Origin of the sequence: Nonomuraea sp. NPDC059007 (assembly GCF_042740555.1) — a bacterium.
In the GTDB taxonomy this organism is placed as follows: Bacteria; Actinomycetota; Actinomycetes; order Streptosporangiales; family Streptosporangiaceae; genus Nonomuraea.
Window position 1 is genome coordinate 24,730 of sequence record NZ_JBHYJD010000029.1, and the last position, 16,655, is coordinate 41,384.

Sequence of the window (16,655 nt, forward strand, 5' to 3'; positions counted from 1 at the left end):
GTCCAGTCCCTCCCTGACCGCGCCCATGGCCGCCTTGACGTCGGCGGCCTTGCCGGCGTCCTGCTTGACCAGGAACTCCTCGTAGCCGGCCTGCTGCTCGGTGCGGGAGGGGAAGCCGCGCCCGACGCCGGCGAGGTAGGCCTGGGCGTCCTTGCCGGTCAGCGTCTCGACCGCCTTGATCGCCTCGGCCTTGTAGGGGCAGCTCTTGGCCACGCCGAAGCCGGAGCCGGCGACGTAGGTCTTGGAGCCGCCCGGCCCGGCGGGCAGCGGCGCGAGGCCGACGGCGAACTTGGCGTCCTTGATGTGGGAGCCGAGGTTCCAGGAGCCGTCCACGGCCATCATCGCGTTGCCGTTGACGAACTGCGTCTCGCCCCAGCCGCCTTCGGCCGAGGAGGCGGGCACGCTGCCGGCCTTGCTCTTGGCCAGGCCCGCGTACCAGGTGAGGGCGTCGACCATCGGCTGGCTGTCCAGCTGCAGCTTGACGTCCTGGGTGACCGGCGCGGCCCCGTTGTAGGACAGCAGCAGCGACAGCGTGTGCAGGTCGGAGAACGACATGCCGAACCCGGCCTTGCCGCCGCTCGACAGGGTCTTCGCGGCCTTCTCGAAGTCGGCGACCGTCCAGCCCGCCTTCGGCTCGGGCAGCCCGGCCTTCGCGAAGGCGTCCTTGTTGTAGTAGACGAGCATCGAGGCCAGGTCGTACGGCAGGGCGAGCTGCTTGCCGCCCATCTTCAGCGCCTCCAGCGAGGCCGGCGCGAACCCGTCGGGGGCGGTCAGCGGCTCCATGAGGTCGGCGTAGGCGCCGAGGCGCAGGCTCTGCATGGAGACGATGCACGCCTGCTTGCCGGCGGCGAACTCCGTCTGGAGCTTGGTGAAGTAATCGTTGAACGGCGCGGTGCGCAGCGCGATCTTGACCTTGGGGTTCTGCTGCGTGACGAGCTTGGCGAGGTGGTCCAGCTGGGCCTTCTCGTCCTCGCTGCCCGCCCACATCTCCCAGTCGAGGGTGATCGTGCCGTCGTCCTGCTTGGCGCCGCCCGCCGTACCAGATGCACCGCCACCGCCACAGGCGGTGGCTCCGAGGACGAGCGCGAGCCCCGCTGCCAGAAAGCCCTTCATGTGCGGTTTCCTTAATTTCGGCGACGAAATTATTATGGTCGTGGACCCTAGGCTTGGTCGGCCGAGGACGTCAAGGGGCAGGAGGAACATTGCGCGAAGATCTGGTCAGGGCGGAGATCCTGGCCATGCTCGGGCGGGAGCCGCTCAACCGCTCGGAGATCGCGGCCCGCCTTGGGCTCGGTGCGGCCACCGTCACCGAGCACACGCGGAGGCTCATCGACCTAGGCTACCTGCGAGAACTCGCTCCACAGGTGAGCGGGCGGGGCCGGCCACGTGTACCGCTGGAGGTGCTGCCGGACGCCGCCTACACGCTCGGGCTGCGCGTGCACCACACGCACGTGGTGGGCGTGCTCATGCGGCTCAACGGCAGCGAGGTGCGCCGCTTCACCCAGCCATTCGACCCGCGCCACGAACCCGTGGAGCAGTTGGCCAAGATGTGCCTGGAGGTGCTCGGCGAGCCGGGCGCGGGCGAGCGCGTGCGCGGCGTCGGGCTCGCCGTTCCCGGCGTGATCGACCCCGCCAAGGGAGTGGTACGGCTCTCGCCCCACCTCGGCTGGTCGGACCTGGCGCTGCGCCCCCGCCTGGCCGAGCTGCTGCCGGTCCCCGTGCTGATCGACAACGACACGCGCGCCAGCACCACGGCGGAGCTGCTGTTCGGCACCGGGCGCGACCACGACGACTTCCTCGTGCTGGCCGTCGGCGGCGGCGTCGGCATGGGCATCGTGCTCGGCCGGCGGGTGCACCGGGGACCGGACGGCGTGGCCGGGGAGTTCGGGCACGTGCCCGTCGACCCGCTCGGCCCGCCGTGCGTGTGCGGGCGGCGCGGCTGCGTGGAGACCTACGCCGCGGACTACGCGCTGGCCGCGCGGGCGCTGGAGCGGGGGCTGACCTCACGGGCGGTGGCCGTGGACGAGCTGCACGCGCTCGCGCTGGCCGGCACGCCCGGCATCCGCGACCTGATGGCCGAGGCGGGAGCCACGCTCGGCAGGGCGGCGGCCGGGATAGTGAACGTGCTGGCGGTGCGGGCCCTCACGGTCATCGGTGAGAGCCATGTGCTGTGGCCCTATCTGGAGCCGGGATTCCGCCCCGCGGTGGAGGGCGGAGTGCTGTCGGGCCTGGAGATCTCGGTGCGGCCGTGGGACGACAGCGCCCACGCCATCGGCGCCGCCTGCCTGGTGCTCGCCGCCACGGTCGGCGCCCGCTGACCGCGGGGCGGCGGGCACGTTGTAATCAGCGGTATCCCTTGAGCTCGCCGGGGTTGATGTCGATGTATTGGAGTAAAGGGGGTGTCCGGTCTCACCGCTGGACACCGAACATCAACCGCTGAACAATGAATGCCGCTGGCCCATCGACAAGGGGGGCGACGATACCTCGCCAGGAGCGTCCGCTGGGCCCGGCTGACGATGGGTTATCGCGGTTCGCGGCGGATCTGCGGAAACTCAGGGAAAAGGCCGGGACGCCGTCGTACCGGGAACTCGCCGAACGCGCGCATTATTCGGCCAGTACCCTTTCTGAGGCCGCCGGGGGCCGTAAACTTCCGAGTTTGTCGGTAACGCTGGCTTATGTCGCCTCGTGCGGCGGGGACCTCCGGGAATGGCGGGCCCGATGGTACGGGCTGGCCGATGAGCTGGCCCCGGAGGAGCCGGCCGACGGGGCGGCGGCGCCGTACCTCGGACTGGCGGCCTTCGGGCAGCAGGACGCCGAGCGCTTCCACGGACGGGAGCGGCTCGTGGAGCGGGTGCGGACGATGGTGTCGGAGCGGCGGTTCGTCGCGGTGCTCGGGGCGTCGGGATCGGGCAAGTCGTCGCTGCTGCGCGCGGGACTGCTGCCCGCGCTCGCCGGGCGGCCCTCGCTGGTGCTGACCCCGGGCGCCCATCCGCTGCGCGCGTACGCGACCGGCCTGGGCGCGATGCTCGGCGTCGCGCCCGGCGGGCTGCTCGGGGATCTGACCGAACGGCCCGCCGGCCTCGGCCCGCTGACCCGGCAGGTCGTGGCCATGGAGGGCGCGGAGCAGGACTTCGTGCTGGTCGCCGACCAGTTCGAAGAGGTGTTCACCCTGTGCCAGGACCCCGCGGAGCGTGCCGCCTTCATCGCGGCGCTGGTGGCCGCGGCGGGCGATCCGGGCAACCGTACCCGCGTGGTCATCGGCGTGCGCACCGACTTCTACCACCACTGCGCCCAGCACCCCGATCTGGCCGAGGTCCTGCAGGACGCGCAGGTCCTGGTCGGCCCGATGACCGCGGAGGAACTCCACCGGGCGATCACGCAACCGGCCGTCGACCTGGGCTACCGGGTCGAGACCGCGCTGGTCTCCCGGCTGGTCGCCGACGCCACCGGTCAGGCGGGCGTGCTGCCGCTGCTGTCCCACACGCTGCTGGAGACCTGGCGGCGGCGCCGCGGCAACACCGTCAGCCTGACCGGATACGAGGCCACCGGCGGCATCGAACGCGCCGTCGCCCAGAGCTCCGAGGCCGTCTACAACGCGCTCGGCGCGGACGGGCAGGCGCTGGTCCGGCAGATCTTCCTCCGGCTCACCGCGCTCGGCGAGGGCACAGAGGACACCAGGCGCCGCATCTCGCGCGGCGAGCTCGACCACCCGCGGGCCGCCGGGGTGCTCGAGGCGCTGGCCCGCGCCCGGCTCATCACCCTGCACGGCGACGCCGTCGAGATCGCGCACGAAGCGCTGATCAGGTCGTGGCCCCGCCTGCGCGCCTGGCTGGCCGAGGACCGCGACGGCCTGCGCGTCCACCGCCAGATCACCGAGGCCGCCGAGGCGTGGGAGGAAGAGGCCAGGGACCACGCCGCGCTGCACCGCGGCACCCGGCTGGCCGTCGCCCTGGAATGGGCCGCCGCGCACCGTCCGCTGCTGTCGCCGCGCGAACGCGACTTCCTGGCCGCCAGCGCCACCGCGGCGGCCGAGGACCAGGCCGCGGCGCGGCGACGGGCCCGGCGCCTGCGGCGGCTCACGGCGCTGCTCGCCGTCCTGGTGATGCTGACCACGGCCACCACGATCTACGCCGTCCGCTCCGAACAGGCCGCCACCCGCCAGCGTGACCTCGCCCTCTCGCAGAAGGTCGCCGCCGCGGCCGACCGGCTCCGCCAGACGGACCCGGCGCTGTCCGCGCAGCTCAGCCTGGCCGCCTACCGCCTGTCACCCACCGAGGACGCGCGCAACAGCCTGCTGCGCGTCTTCGCCACCCCGTACGCCACCCGGCTCACCGGCCACAGCGACCGGGTCAACTCGGTCGCGGTGAGCCCGGACGGCCGCAGCCTGATCAGCGCGAGCCGCGACCGGACCGCGCAGCTCTGGGACATCACCCATCCGCACCGGCCACGCCGGCTGGCCGTGCTGAGCGGGCACCGCGGCAACGTCAACGCCGCCGCCTTCAGCCCCGACGGCCGGCTGGCCGCCACCGCGAGCTGGGACCACACGGTACGCCTGTGGAACCTCGCCGATCCCGGGCGGCCGGCGTCGGCCGTACTGCCGCACGACGCCAACGTGAACGCGGTCGCCTTCAGCCCCGACGGCCGGCTCCTGGCCACGGCGGGCGACGACCGCGTCGCCCGGGTGTGGGACGTCGCCGGGCCGCGGGTCGCGGCGAGCCTGCGAGGTCACGGGGCCGCCGTCGTGTCGGTGGCGTTCAGCCCCGACGGGCGCACGCTGGCCACCGGCAGCTTCGACCACACCGCCCGGCTGTGGGATCTGGCCGACCCCGACTGGCCCGCTTCCCTGCGCGGGCACACCGGGCCCGTGGCCTGGGTGGCGTACCGGCCGGACGGGCGCCTGCTCGCCACGGCGGGCAACGACGGCGACGTCCGCCTCTGGCAGGTCGCCGGGACCCGCGCGCGGGCTAAGGCGCGCGCCGGCGGCCACGAGGAGATCGTGCGCTCGGTCGCCTTCAGCGCCGACGGCCGCACGCTCGTCAGCGCCGGGCACGACGACGCCGTGCGCCTGACCGACGTCACCGACCCGGACGAGCCCCGGGCCCTGACCACGTTCACCGGCCACACCGGCAACGCGGTCTCGGCCGTGTTCGCCCCCGGCGGGCGCACGCTGGCCTCGGCCAGCGACGACTACACCGTCCGGCTCTGGGACCTGCCCCACCCCGCGCTGACCGCGCACACCGGCGGCGTCTACTGGCTGGCCTTCAGCCCCGACGGCCGCACGCTCGCCACCGTCGGGGAGGACCGCGCGCTGCGTCTGTGGGACGTCTCCGAACCCGGTCGCACCCGGCAGCGCACCGTCCTGACAGGCCACGACGCCGCCGTCTGGGGGGTGACGTTCAGCCCGGGCGGCGCCGTCGCGGCCACCGCCGCCTACGACCGCACCGTCCGGCTCTGGGACGTCGCCGCCCGCCCCGGGCCGCTCGCGACGCTCACCGGCCACACCGCCAACGTCAACGCCGTCGCCTTCTCCCCCGACGGCACCACCCTGGCCAGCGCGAGCCTCGACACCACCGTGCGGTTCACGGACGTACGCGACCCCCGCCGGCCCCGCCGTACGGGCGGCTTCACGGCCGACGCCGAAGGCGTCAACACGCTCGCCTTCAGCCCCGACGGCCGCACCCTGGCCACCGCCGGCTGGGACCACGACGCCCGGCTGTGGAACGTCACCGACCTGAGCCGCCCCATCCCCCTGTCCACGCTGACCGGCCACGCCGACGGCATCAACTCCCTCGCCTACAGCCCCGACGGCCGCACCCTCGCCACGGCGAGCTTCGACCGCACCGCGCGCCTGTGGGACGTCACCGACCCCGCGCGCGCCCGCGCGCTGGCCGCGCTCAAGGGCCACACCGGCAGCGTCTCCATGGTCGCCTTCAGCCCGGACGGCCGCACGCTGGCCACCACGGGCAACGACCGCTCGCTGCGTCTGTGGGACCTGGCCGACCGCCGCCGTCCCGTGGAGGTGGCCTCGCTGAGCGCGCACGCCGACGGGGTCTCCTCCGTCGCGTTCGGTCCCGACGGCCACACCGTGGCGACCGGCAGTCACGACCGCACGGCGCTGGTCTGGGAGACCGGCACGGTACGGCTGGCCGCCCGGTTGTGCGAAGCCGCCTTCCCACGGATCACCGCGGCGGAATGGGCGGTGCACTTTCCCGGCCTGCCGTACCGGCCGCCGTGTGAGACCGGCGCGGGATTTGTCGGGCTTGCCGAGTAGGCTCCACCTTCATGGACCAACTGACGCTGATGGCCGTACACGCCCACCCCGACGACGAGGTCCTGAGCACCGGCGGCATCCTCGCGCGCTATGCCGACGAGGGCATCCGCACCGTCCTCGTGACCTGCACCAACGGGGAGCAGGGCGACGGCGTGGGCGGGGTGAAGCCGGGCCAGGACGGCCATGACGCCGCCGCCGTGGCCCAGCAGCGGCTGGCCGAGCTGCGCGAATCGGCCGGGCACCTGGGCATCACCCACGTCGAGCTGCTCGGCTACCAGGACTCCGGCATGGACGGCTGGGACGCCAACCATGACGCCTCCTCCTTCGCCAACGTGCCGGTCGAGGAGGCCGCGGCCAAGCTGAGCGCCCTGATCGAGCGCTACCGCCCGCAGGTCGTGGTCACCTACGACGAGAACGGCGGCTACGGCCACCCCGACCACATCCAGGCCCACCGCGTCGCGGTCGCCGCGGCCAAGAGCACGGGCATCCCGGCGAAGTTCTACTACACCGCCATCCCCCGCGCGCGGATGCGCGAGATGTTCGAGCAGATGAAGGCGGCCGGCGTCGACTTCGGCGAGGACTTCGACCCCGACGCCGGCTTCGGCACCCCCGACGAGCTCATCACCTCCGTCGTGGACGGCTCCGCGGTGGTGGAGCGCAAGCTGAAGGCGCTGCGCGCGCACGCCAGCCAGGGCGACAGCATCTTCGTCCTGCAGATGCCCGAGGAGGCGCAGAGGATGGCCTTCTCCCACGAGGCCTTCATCCGCGTCAGCTCCACGGTCGAGGCCCCCGACCATGAGGACGACCTGTTCGCCGGGCTGCGCTGATGGACGAGCGGCGGCTGGTGCGCGTCTCGAAGTACCTGTCCAAGCACCTGCGGCACGAGCCCGGCCGGATCGGCCTGGAGCTCGACCCCAACGGCTGGACGGACGTCGGCACGTTCCTGGCCGCCGCCGCGGCCCACGACTTCCCGATCACCAGGCAGGAGCTCGACGAGGCCGTCGCCCGGAACGACAAGCGCCGCTTCACCGTCGAGGACGGCCGGATCCGCGCCAACCAGGGCCACTCGATCCCCGTCGACCTGGACCTGCCCGTCGCGACGCCACCCGGGGTCCTGTTCCACGGCACGGTGGCCCGGGTCCTGCCGGCCATCAGGACCGAGGGCCTGCGTCCCATGAACCGCCACCACGTGCACCTCTCCCCCGACCGCGAGACCGCCCGGCGCGTGGGCGCCCGCCGCGGGCGTCCGGTCATCCTCGTCGTGGACGCCGCCGCCATGCACGCCTCCGGTCATGACTTCCACCTGACGGCCAACGGCGTGTGGCTCGCCACGACCGTGCCGCCGGTCTACCTCCGCTTCCCGGCCTGACCCGGCGAAGGTCTCAAGAACTCGCGCGCACCGCGCAGCCGGGTTCGTAGCCGCGCCTGCGTGAGCCGGCAGTCCAGCCGCACATCGAGCGGCCCGCCCAGATCCGTGGCGGCGCGCCTGCCGGCCGGCAGGCGGGCCGGATCGAGCCCGTCCCGCCGCGCGACCAGGCACCCCAGCTCGTACCGGCTCACCGCGTCCGCACCGGCGACATGGTGAACCCCCACCGCGTCGGGACCGGCGAGCTCCAGGAGCGCGGCGGCGAGATCTCCGACGTGCACGGGGCAGCGCACGTCGTCGGTGAACAACACGCCCTCCCGCCCCGCCGCCAGCGCGTGGACGAACGCCTCGTGCGACGAACCGCCGTCCCCGATGATCAGGGACGTCCGCACGATCGCCGCCGCGGGGACGATCGCCCGCACGGCCACCTCCGCCGCCGCCTTCGCCGCCCCGTACGGGCTGATCGGGTCGGGGACGCTCGTCTCCGCATAGACGACCGCCTTACCGGAGAAGACGGCATCGCTGGACACATGGACCAGCTGCCCGCCGCTGCCGGACACCGCGCCGGCCACATGAGCGGCGCCCACCGCCGTCGCCGTCCAGTCCGCGGGCCGGTAGGCGGCGTTGACCACCACGTCGGGGCCGAACGCGGCGATCCGGCCGGCGACGGCGGCACGGTCGCGCACGTCGAGCTCCAGCCACTCGGCTCCCTCCGCCCGGCCGGGGCGGGTCTGATAGGTGGCGGCCACCTGATGCCCGGCGGCCACGGCCCGCCGGGCGAGCTCACCGCCGAGGAAGCCGCTACCGCCGACGATGATGATTCTCATGGCTGGCCACCGTAGAGCCTCCCGCGCGACGCCGGCCCACCGCGACCACAGGTGCCGCGAGACTCCCTCCACCCCGGCGACCCCCTCGACCGGGGCGAGGTCCGCCGGATGGAAGGTGCGATGATCTTCCGTATGAGAGGCTCAGGCCTTTGGCTCCACTCCGCGGAGCTTGGCGGGGTTCATCATCCACAGCACCTGGTCGATACCGTCCGGCGTGGCGTTGATCGTGAGAACCGTGAACACCTGGCCGTCGCGGGTCAGCATGGCCGAGGTCTGGCCGTTCGTGTTCGCCCATGCCACCTCCACCCCCACCCAGAAGTGGCCGGCGAACGCCTTGACGTACTTCGCCACCCGCACAGCGCCCTCCACCGGAAACCGGGACGCGCGCGCGGCCCCGCCCCCGTCGGAGTAACTGGTCACATCGGCCGCGAGCAGTTTCTCCAGCGCCTCCAGCTCTCCGGAGCGGGCGGCGGTGACGAAGGCCTCCAGCAGTCTGCGCTGTTCGGCCGCGGTGACTGCGGCCCGGCGCCCGGCCCGCAGGTGTTTGCGGGCGCGGCTGACGTGCTGGCGGACCGCCGGTTCGCTCAGCTCGACGATCTCGGCGATCTCCCGGTACGGGTAGTCGAACGCCTCGCGCAGCACATAGGCGGCGCGTTCGGGCGGCGAGAGCCGTTCCAGAAGCAAAAGAACCGCGAACTCCAGAGCCTCGCCCCGCTCGGCGCCCAGGTAGGGGTCGGCGGCGGTGTCGACGGGTTCGGGCAGCCAGGGGCCGAGGTAGGTCTCGCGGCGTACGCGGGCGGACTGGGCGGCGTTGATCGCCAGCCGCGTGGTGATCGTCGCCAGGAACCCGCTGGGGCTCTCCACCGTGGAGCGGTCGTAGGCCTGCCAGCGTAGCCAGACGTCCTGGACCAGGTCCTCGGCTTCGGTGACGCTGGCCAGCATCCGGTAGGCGATCCCGAACAGGCGCGACCGCACGCCGTCGAATACCGCCAGGGCCTCGTCGAGATCCTCCACTTTTCTCCCCCCGCCCGGCGCCGGTGGCCGAGTGTGACCGTTCTCACCAGCGCCAACGTCACGAATCACGCCGGCATCAGGTCATTACATTAGGAACTGTTCTTCGCAGATGCGGTTAAGGGAGCGCCATGTATTCGCCAGAGCACCGGATCGCCACATCCGTCTTGGTCATCGGCACCGGAGGGGCCGGGTTGCGGGCCGCGATCGAGCTCGCCGAGCGCGGCGTCAGCGTTGTGGCGGTGGGCAAACGGCCGAAGGCGGACGCGCACACCTCGCTCGCGGCCGGCGGCATCAACGCGGCACTGGCCACGATGGACCCCGAGGACAGCTGGCAGCAGCACGCCGCCGACACCCTCAAGGAGAGCTACCTTCTCGCCAACCCGCACACCGTCCAGATTGTCACGGAAGGGGCCGCGCGGGGCATCGAAGATCTTCAGCGGTACGGCATGCCGTTCGCCCGCGAGCAGGATGGACGCATCTCGCAACGCTTCTTCGGCGCCCACACCTTCCGGCGCACCGCCTACGCCGGCGACTACACCGGGCTGGAGATCCAGCGCACCCTGATCAACCGGGCGGCGCAGCTCGACATCCCCGTCCTCGACACCGCCTACATCACCCGCATCCTGGTCAAGGACAACGCGGTCTTCGGCGCGTACGGCTTCGACCTGAACGACGGCCGCCGCTACGTCATCCACGCCGACGCGGTCATCCTGGCGGCCGGCGGCCACACCCGCATCTGGCGGCGCACCTCCTCGCGCCGCGACGAGAACACCGGCGACTCCTTCCGCCTGGCCAGCCTCGCCGGCTGCCGTATCCGCGATCCCGAACTGGTGCAGTTCCACCCGTCCGGCCTCATCGCCCCCGAGAACGCCGCCGGCACCCTCGTCTCCGAAGCCGCCCGCGGCGAAGGCGGCATCCTGCGCAACCACCTCGGTGAGCGCTTCATGTCGCGCTACGACCCGGACCGCATGGAGTTGTCGACACGTGACAGGATCGCGCTGGCCGCGTACACGGAGATCAAGGAAGGGCGCGGCACCCCGGACGGCGGCGTCTGGCTGGATGTGTCGCACCTCCCCCGGCAGACGATCATGGAACGGCTGCCGCGCGTCTACCAGACGCTCATGGAGCTGCAGATGCTCGACATCACCAAGGACCCGATCGAGATCGCGCCCACCGCGCACTACTCGATGGGCGGCGTCTGGGTGCGGCCCGAGGACCACGGCACCGGGGTCGACGGCCTGTACGCGATCGGCGAGGCCGCCAGCGGCCTGCACGGCGCCAACCGCCTCGGCGGCAACTCGCTCATCGAGCTGCTCGTCTTCGGCCGCATCGTCGGCCAGGAGGCGGCCGCCTACTCCGCCGGTCTGGCCGCGCAGCGCCGTTCGGCCGAGGCGCTCGGCGAAGCGCGGGCAGAGGTGGACGAACTCCTGGCCGCCGACGGGCCCGAGAACGTGCGGGCCCTGCAGCGCGCCCTGCGGGACATCATGACGGAGCACGCCGGCGTGGTCCGCGACGAAGCCGGGCTGCTGAAGGGCCTGGACGAACTCGCCGCGCTGGAGACGCGCATCGGCGAGGTCGGCGTGCACCCGGACATCGCCGGATTCCAGGATCTGGCGCACGCGTTCGACCTGAAGTCCGCCGCCCTGTCCGCCCGCGCGACGATCGAGACCGCGCTCGAACGCCGCGAGACCCGCGGCTGCCACAACCGCTCCGACTACCCCGAGCTCGACCCGGCCCTGCAGGTCAACCTCGTGTGGTCCGGCCCCGGATCGGTGGAGAGGGAGGCCATCCCCGCGATTCCCACGGAGATCGCCGCGCTCATGCGCGAGGTCTCCAGCGAGGGGAAACTCGTCGAGTAGAAGCACGGTTCATGACCACCTGCCGCGCCTGGTCATCAACCGTTCCCGGTGCCCTTGGGCGCGAGCGGTTGACCGGGGTTTGGGGCGGAGCCCCAAGGCGACGGAGCCTGAGCTCCAAGGCGCGAAGCGCCCTCTCTGCGAAGCCCATGCCCTTCGGGCGGGGCTTGGGGCGGAGCCCCAATGGGACGCAACCTGAGCCCGAAGCGCGAAGCGCCCTATTGCGAAGACCATGCCCTTCGGGCGGGAACACAGCCTGAGCCCCCGAAGCGCGAAGTCCGCGCTCTTGGGCAATCCCGCCAATCGCCGGAATTACCAGCCTGGGGCCCCTATCGTTCGTATCACTGTGGAGTCAACTCGCCACAGAATGTCACAACCAGGTAGGAGTGATGGTGGGGGAGGCGCGGCATCGCAGCGCCGGGGCTCCGCGGGGGTGGTACGCGGGCCTGGCGCAAGACCGGAGGTTCCGGTTACTACGGACGAGGTTCTATCGGCTGGCCATCGGGATCGTCGCCTCGTTCCTGGGCTGGTACTTCCTCTACATCTGGCTGTCGGCCTTCGCCCGGGAGTTCATGGCCCGGCCGGTGGTCGGCAACATCAACGTGGCCCTGCTGCTGGGAGTCCTGCAGTTCGTGTCCACTTTCGCCCTGGCCTGGCGGTATTCACGCTATGCCCGCCGCATGCTCGACCCCCTGTCCGAGCAGCTCCGGGAAGAGGCCGCCGCCATGGAAGCGGAGCGCGAGCACGCCGAACGGCTGGCGGCCGAGCGCCGGCGGATCGAGAGCTGGGCGCCGCCGCGCCGTACCGCCGCCCATCGCAGGACACGGGGAGGCCGCCCATGATGGGACCGGCGCTGACGTTCACACTGTTCGTCCTGTTCATCGCGATCACGCTGGTCATCACGTTCTGGGCCAGGGCCAACACCCGCGGCACCGACGACTACTACGCCGGGGGCAGAGCCTTCTCCGGCGCCCAGAACGGCCTCGCGCTGGCCGGCGACTACATGTCGGCCGCCTCCTTCCTCGGCATCGCGGGCATCATCGCGCTGTCGGGCTACGACGGCTTCCTGTACTCGATCGGTTTCCTCGTCGCCTGGCTGCTCACGCTCCTGCTGGTGGAGCTGATGCGCAACGCGGGCCGCTTCACCATGGCCGACGTCCTGTCCTATCGGGTACGGCGCCAGCCCCGCGTCAGAACGGCGGCCGTGACCTCGACCGTCACCGTGTCCGTCTTCTACCTGCTCGCCCAGATGGTCGGCGCGGGCGCGCTCGTATCCCTGCTGCTCGGCGTTTCCACCGACACCGCCAAGATCGTGACGATCGTCGCGGTCGGCGCCATGATGATCGTCTACGTCATGTTCGGCGGCATGAAGGGCACCACCTGGGTCCAGATCATCAAGGCGGTGCTGCTCATGGGCGGCACCACGGTGCTGACGGTCATGATCCTCAGCCGGTTCGGCTTCAACCTCAGCGACATGCTCGGCGCCGCCGCCCGCAACAGCGGCCACGCCGGATTCCTGCAGCCCGGCGGCCGGTTCGGCAAGGAGGTCGCCGGCGATCCGCTGCGGACGCTGGTCAACAAGCTCGACTTCATCAGCCTGGCGCTCGCGCTGGTGCTGGGCACCGCCGGGCTCCCCCACATCGTCAGCCGCTTCTTCACGGTGCCGGACGCGCGGGCGGCGCGTACCTCGGTGAACTGGGCGATCGGCCTGGTCGGCGTCTTCTACCTGATGACGCTGGCGCTGGGGTTCGGCGCGACCGCGCTGGTGGGGCAGGACGCCATCACCGCCCAGGACCCGGCGGGCAACGCCGCCGCGTTGCAGCTCGCGCGGGCGCTGGGCGGTGACGTGCTGCTGGCGTTCATCGGCGCGGTGGCGTTCGCGACGATCCTGGCGGTGGTGTCGGGGCTGGTGCTGGCCTCCTCGACCTCGCTGGCGCACGACTACTTCGGGCACGTGCTGATGTTCGGGCGGCCGAGGGAGTCGCAGGAGGTGGCGGTGGCCCGGTTCTCCTCGTGTGTGATCGGGCTGCTGGCGATCGGGCTGGCGGTGATCGCCCGGCACCAGAACGTGGCGTTCCTGGTGGCGCTGGCGTTCGCGATGGCCGCTTCGGCGAACCTGCCCGCGATCGTGCTGTCGCTGTTCTGGCGGCGGTTCAACTCGAGCGGGGTGGTGGCCGGGATCTACGGCGGGCTCGGGGCGTCGGTGCTCCTGGTCGTGCTGTCGCCGGTGGTCTCCGGCAAGGTGGACCCGGTGTCGGGACGGTCGCTGTCGCTGCTGCCCGCCGGGGTGGACTTCCACGTGTTCCCGCTGGAGAACCCGGGGCTGGTCTCGATCCCGTTCGGGTTCCTGTGCGCGGTGCTGGGGACGCTGCTCAGCGACGAGAAGGTGGATCCGGAGCGCTACCAGGAGCTGTCGGTACGCTCGCTGACCGGCACCGGCTCCCACCGCGCCCCCGCCCGGCGCAGCCGCAGGCGGCGGAAGGACGGCGGAAGGAAGAAGGCACCGGGGCTCCGCCATCCCGAAGGCACCCAGACCGACACGCCGAAGGGAGATTCACCATGATGTACGCCCGGGCGTGCGATGCCGGTGACCACACGACGACGCGGTGAGGCGGACGGCGTGGGTGGACTGTGCGTGGTAGAGGTCCCGCCGTTGGGGCATCCGTCGTAGCCGGGAAGTTCCCTACGGCCCGCTACGGCGTCGAGTGGGAAGGCCGGCCCTTTCGTGCGCGCAGCACCACGAACTTCGGATCGCTGGCCATCACATCGCAGTTGCCGAAGATCCGGCGCAGCTTGACGTGGTAGCCGAGGTGCCGGTTGCCGATCACCCACAGCTCTCCCCCGGTCCGCAAGGCCCGCCGCGCCCCCGTGAACATCCGCCAGGCGGTCGCGTCGCCGACGGCCTGGTGGGTGTGGAAGGGCGGATTGTTGAGTACGAGGTCGACCGAGCCCGGATCCACACCGGTCAGGCCGTCGGCGAGCAGGAAGCGCGCGGCCCCCTGTGGGGCGTTGACCCGGGCCGACGCGATGGCCTGGTGTGACTCGTCGGCGTAGACGATCGTGGCCTCGGGGTTGTCCAGGGCCGCCGACATGCCGACGACGCCGTTGCCGCAGCCCAGGTCGGCGATGGTGACCGGGCCGGTGGTGCGGGGCAGGTGGGCGAGGAAGAAGCGGGTGCCGACGTCGAGCCGGTCGGCGCAGAAGACTCCGGCGTGGTTGACCACGGTACGCCCGGAGGCGGGCCCGATCCCGTCCGGCAGGGCGTAGGTCAGCGGCCAGGGATTCCCGCCACCCGCGGGGGAAGAAGGCGTGCTGAAGATCAGCCGGGCCTTCTGCTCGGCCAGCGACGTCCGCGTGGGCCCGATGATGGTCTCGAACAGCCGCAGCGTCGAGGTGTGGATCTCCTTGACCATCCCGGCCCCCACGACGACCGCGCCCGGACGCAGCGACGGCGCCAGCCGGTGGAGCTGGTCCTCCAGCACGGCCAGGCTCTTGGGCACCCGCACGAGCAGCGTGCCGACGTGCGGCGGCGGATCGTCCTGGGTGGACAGCAGCCGGACCGCGTCGGCGTCCACGCCGTTGCGTTTGAGGTTGGCGCGCGTGGCCTCCTGGGCGAGGTGGGAGTCGGAGATCTGGGTGGGCCGGTAGGCGGCCAGCGCGGTCGCCAGGGCGCCCCACCGGTCGAAGGCGATCACCACCTGGCCGGGATCGGAGGGCTCGCCGAGGTGGCGCAGCAGGTAGGCGTCGGCGGCGTCCCACGCGCGCAGCGGGTCGCGAGGGTCCTCTGGGTGGCGGGTGAGCTCAAGCTCGCCGCGTGACGTGGTCAAACGGTTCATCGTGCGTTTCAGGCTAGCGTGGGTGGCCGACGAGAAGGGAGCCGCGTGTGGACGTGGACGTGGTGGTCATCGGCGCCGGACCGGCGGGGGAGAACGTGGCCGGGCGGGCGGTACGCGGCGGGCTGAGCGCCGCGGTCGTGGAGGAGCACCTGGCCGGAGGCGAATGCTCCTACTACGCCTGCATTCCGAGCAAGGCGCTGCTGCGCCCGATGGAGCTGGCGGCCGAGGTGTCGCGGGTGCCGGGTTTGAGCACGGGCCCGGTGGACGTCGCCGCGGTGCTGGCCCGGCGCGACGAGGCGATCTCCGGCCTGGACGACAGCGGTCAGGTGGAGTGGGTGGAGAAGCTTCCCGCCGCGCTGGTGCGCGGCCGCGGGCGGCTGACGGGCCCGCGCGAGGTGGAGGTCACCGCGGCAGACGGTACGGTGACCCGCCTGCGTGCCCGGCACGCGGTGGTGCTGGCGACCGGGAGCGTCCCGGTCGTACCCGGCATCCCGGGCCTGGCGCAGGCGCGCCCGTGGTTCAACCGGGAGGCGACCACGGTACGGCAGGTGCCCGAGCGCCTGGTCGTGCTGGGCGGCGGCGTGGTGGCCTGCGAGATGGCACAGGCGCTGCACGCGCTGGGCGCACGCGAGACGACGCTCCTGGTACGCGGCGGGCTGCTGGGCAGGATGGAGCCGTTCGCCGGGGAACTGCTGGCCGATTCGCTGCGGAAGTCGGGCATCGACCTGCGTACCGGCGTGTCGGTGGAGCGGGTGGAACGGCCGGTGGACGGCGGGCCGGTCACCGTGCACCTGGCGGACGGCTCGGCGGTGGAGGCCGACGAGCTGCTGGTGGCGACCGGGCGCGAGGCGGCCGTCGGCGACGTGGGGCTGGAGAGCGTGGGCCTGGCGGCCGAGGGGCCCATCGAGGTGGACGACAGCATGCGGGTGCCGGGCTTCGACTGGCTGTACGCGGTCGGCGACGTCAACGGGCGCAGCCTGCTCACCCACATGGGCAAGTACCAGGCGCGGGTGTGCGGCGACGTCATCGCGGCGCGCGCGGCGGGCGAGCCGGACGACGGCCCGGCGCTGCGCGACAGCGCGGACGGGCGCGGGGCGCCGCAGGTGGTCTTCACCGACCCGCAGGCCGCTTCGGTGGGCCTGACCGCGCAGGCGGCCCGGCGCCAGGGGATGGACGTGCGGGTGGTGGACTACGACATGGCCTCGGTGGCGGGGGCGTACCTGCTCGGCGACGGCTATGCCGGGCGGGCCAGGATGGTCGTGGACGAGTCGCGCAAGGTGCCGGTCGGCGTGACGTTCGTCGGCCCCGGCGTGGGCGAGCTGCTGCACGCGGCGACGATCGCGGTGACGGCCGAGGTGCCGATGGAGAAGCTGTGGCACGCGGTCCCGTCCTTCCCCGCGGTCAGCGAGGTGTGGCTGCGCCTGCTGGAGGAGTACGGGCTCTAGACACCTTGGAAACCGCTTTCCCAGCGGATAGCATCACCGC

The 16,655-nt window shown here is 72.3% G+C and carries 11 protein-coding genes and 1 pseudogene; 8 read left to right on the top strand and 4 right to left on the bottom strand.

Translation table 11 applies throughout. From position 1 onward, the window contains the following. Nucleotides 1–150: 150 nt before the first annotated feature. Nucleotides 151–1,203 (bottom strand): annotated as a pseudogene (locus tag ACFWY5_RS36875) (ABC transporter substrate-binding protein); the annotation flags it as partial. Here ACFWY5_RS36875 and ACFWY5_RS36880 point away from each other — a divergent pair. The 4 genes from ACFWY5_RS36880 (at nucleotide 1,203) to ACFWY5_RS36895 (ending at nucleotide 7,640) form a co-directional block, all read left to right on the top strand. Next, nucleotides 1,203–2,318, top strand: a complete 1,116-nt coding sequence (locus tag ACFWY5_RS36880) for an ROK family protein (RefSeq protein WP_379617873.1) — start codon at nucleotides 1,203–1,205, stop codon at nucleotides 2,316–2,318. The pseudogene ACFWY5_RS36875 and the gene ACFWY5_RS36880 sit on opposite strands and share 1 nt — an antisense overlap. A 338-nt stretch (nucleotides 2,319–2,656) precedes the next feature. Next, on the top strand, nucleotides 2,657–6,271 hold the full coding sequence (locus tag ACFWY5_RS36885) for a hypothetical protein (protein WP_379637515.1): 3,615 nt from the start codon (nucleotides 2,657–2,659) through the stop codon (nucleotides 6,269–6,271). Nucleotides 6,272–6,282: 11 nt separating this feature from the next. Beyond that, nucleotides 6,283–7,098, top strand: a complete 816-nt coding sequence (locus tag ACFWY5_RS36890) for a PIG-L family deacetylase (RefSeq protein WP_379637516.1) — start codon at nucleotides 6,283–6,285, stop codon at nucleotides 7,096–7,098. Then, nucleotides 7,098–7,640, top strand: a complete 543-nt coding sequence (locus ACFWY5_RS36895) for an RNA 2'-phosphotransferase (protein ID WP_379637517.1) — start codon at nucleotides 7,098–7,100, stop codon at nucleotides 7,638–7,640. The genes ACFWY5_RS36890 and ACFWY5_RS36895 overlap by 1 nt, the downstream gene beginning before the upstream one ends. Here ACFWY5_RS36895 and ACFWY5_RS36900 read toward each other — a convergent pair. Together ACFWY5_RS36900 and ACFWY5_RS36905 are read right to left on the bottom strand one after the other, a co-directional pair. After that, on the bottom strand, nucleotides 7,619–8,464 hold the full coding sequence (locus ACFWY5_RS36900; protein ID WP_379637518.1) for a sugar nucleotide-binding protein: 846 nt from the start codon (nucleotides 8,462–8,464) through the stop codon (nucleotides 7,619–7,621). The two genes, ACFWY5_RS36895 and ACFWY5_RS36900, sit on opposite strands and share 22 nt — an antisense overlap. A gap of 141 nt (nucleotides 8,465–8,605) precedes the next feature. Next, nucleotides 8,606–9,478 (bottom strand): RNA polymerase sigma-70 factor, encoded by an 873-nt coding sequence (locus ACFWY5_RS36905; RefSeq protein WP_379637519.1) that lies wholly within the window; start codon nucleotides 9,476–9,478, stop codon nucleotides 8,606–8,608. Between the two features lie 128 nt (nucleotides 9,479–9,606). Between ACFWY5_RS36905 and ACFWY5_RS36910 the strand changes: the two genes are divergently transcribed. The 3 genes from ACFWY5_RS36910 (at nucleotide 9,607) to ACFWY5_RS36920 (ending at nucleotide 13,897) form a co-directional block, all read left to right on the top strand. Continuing rightward, the gene (locus ACFWY5_RS36910; protein ID WP_379637520.1) at nucleotides 9,607–11,337 is read left to right on the top strand and encodes an L-aspartate oxidase; all 1,731 of its coding nucleotides are present in this window, start codon (nucleotides 9,607–9,609) and stop codon (nucleotides 11,335–11,337) included. Nucleotides 11,338–11,723: 386 nt separating this feature from the next. Beyond that, nucleotides 11,724–12,176 (top strand): DUF485 domain-containing protein, encoded by a 453-nt coding sequence (locus ACFWY5_RS36915; protein WP_379617889.1) that lies wholly within the window; start codon nucleotides 11,724–11,726, stop codon nucleotides 12,174–12,176. Continuing rightward, nucleotides 12,173–13,897 (top strand): cation acetate symporter, encoded by a 1,725-nt coding sequence (locus ACFWY5_RS36920; protein ID WP_379637521.1) that lies wholly within the window; start codon nucleotides 12,173–12,175, stop codon nucleotides 13,895–13,897. The genes ACFWY5_RS36915 and ACFWY5_RS36920 overlap by 4 nt, the downstream gene beginning before the upstream one ends. A gap of 130 nt (nucleotides 13,898–14,027) precedes the next feature. On the opposite strand, the gene ACFWY5_RS36925 is transcribed toward ACFWY5_RS36920, so the two are convergent. Next, on the bottom strand, nucleotides 14,028–15,170 hold the full coding sequence (locus ACFWY5_RS36925; RefSeq protein WP_379637522.1) for a methyltransferase: 1,143 nt from the start codon (nucleotides 15,168–15,170) through the stop codon (nucleotides 14,028–14,030). Nucleotides 15,171–15,217: 47 nt separating this feature from the next. Between ACFWY5_RS36925 and ACFWY5_RS36930 the strand changes: the two genes are divergently transcribed. Next, nucleotides 15,218–16,615 (top strand): dihydrolipoyl dehydrogenase family protein, encoded by a 1,398-nt coding sequence (locus tag ACFWY5_RS36930; protein ID WP_379637523.1) that lies wholly within the window; start codon nucleotides 15,218–15,220, stop codon nucleotides 16,613–16,615. The last annotated feature ends 40 nt before the right edge of the window (nucleotides 16,616–16,655 follow it).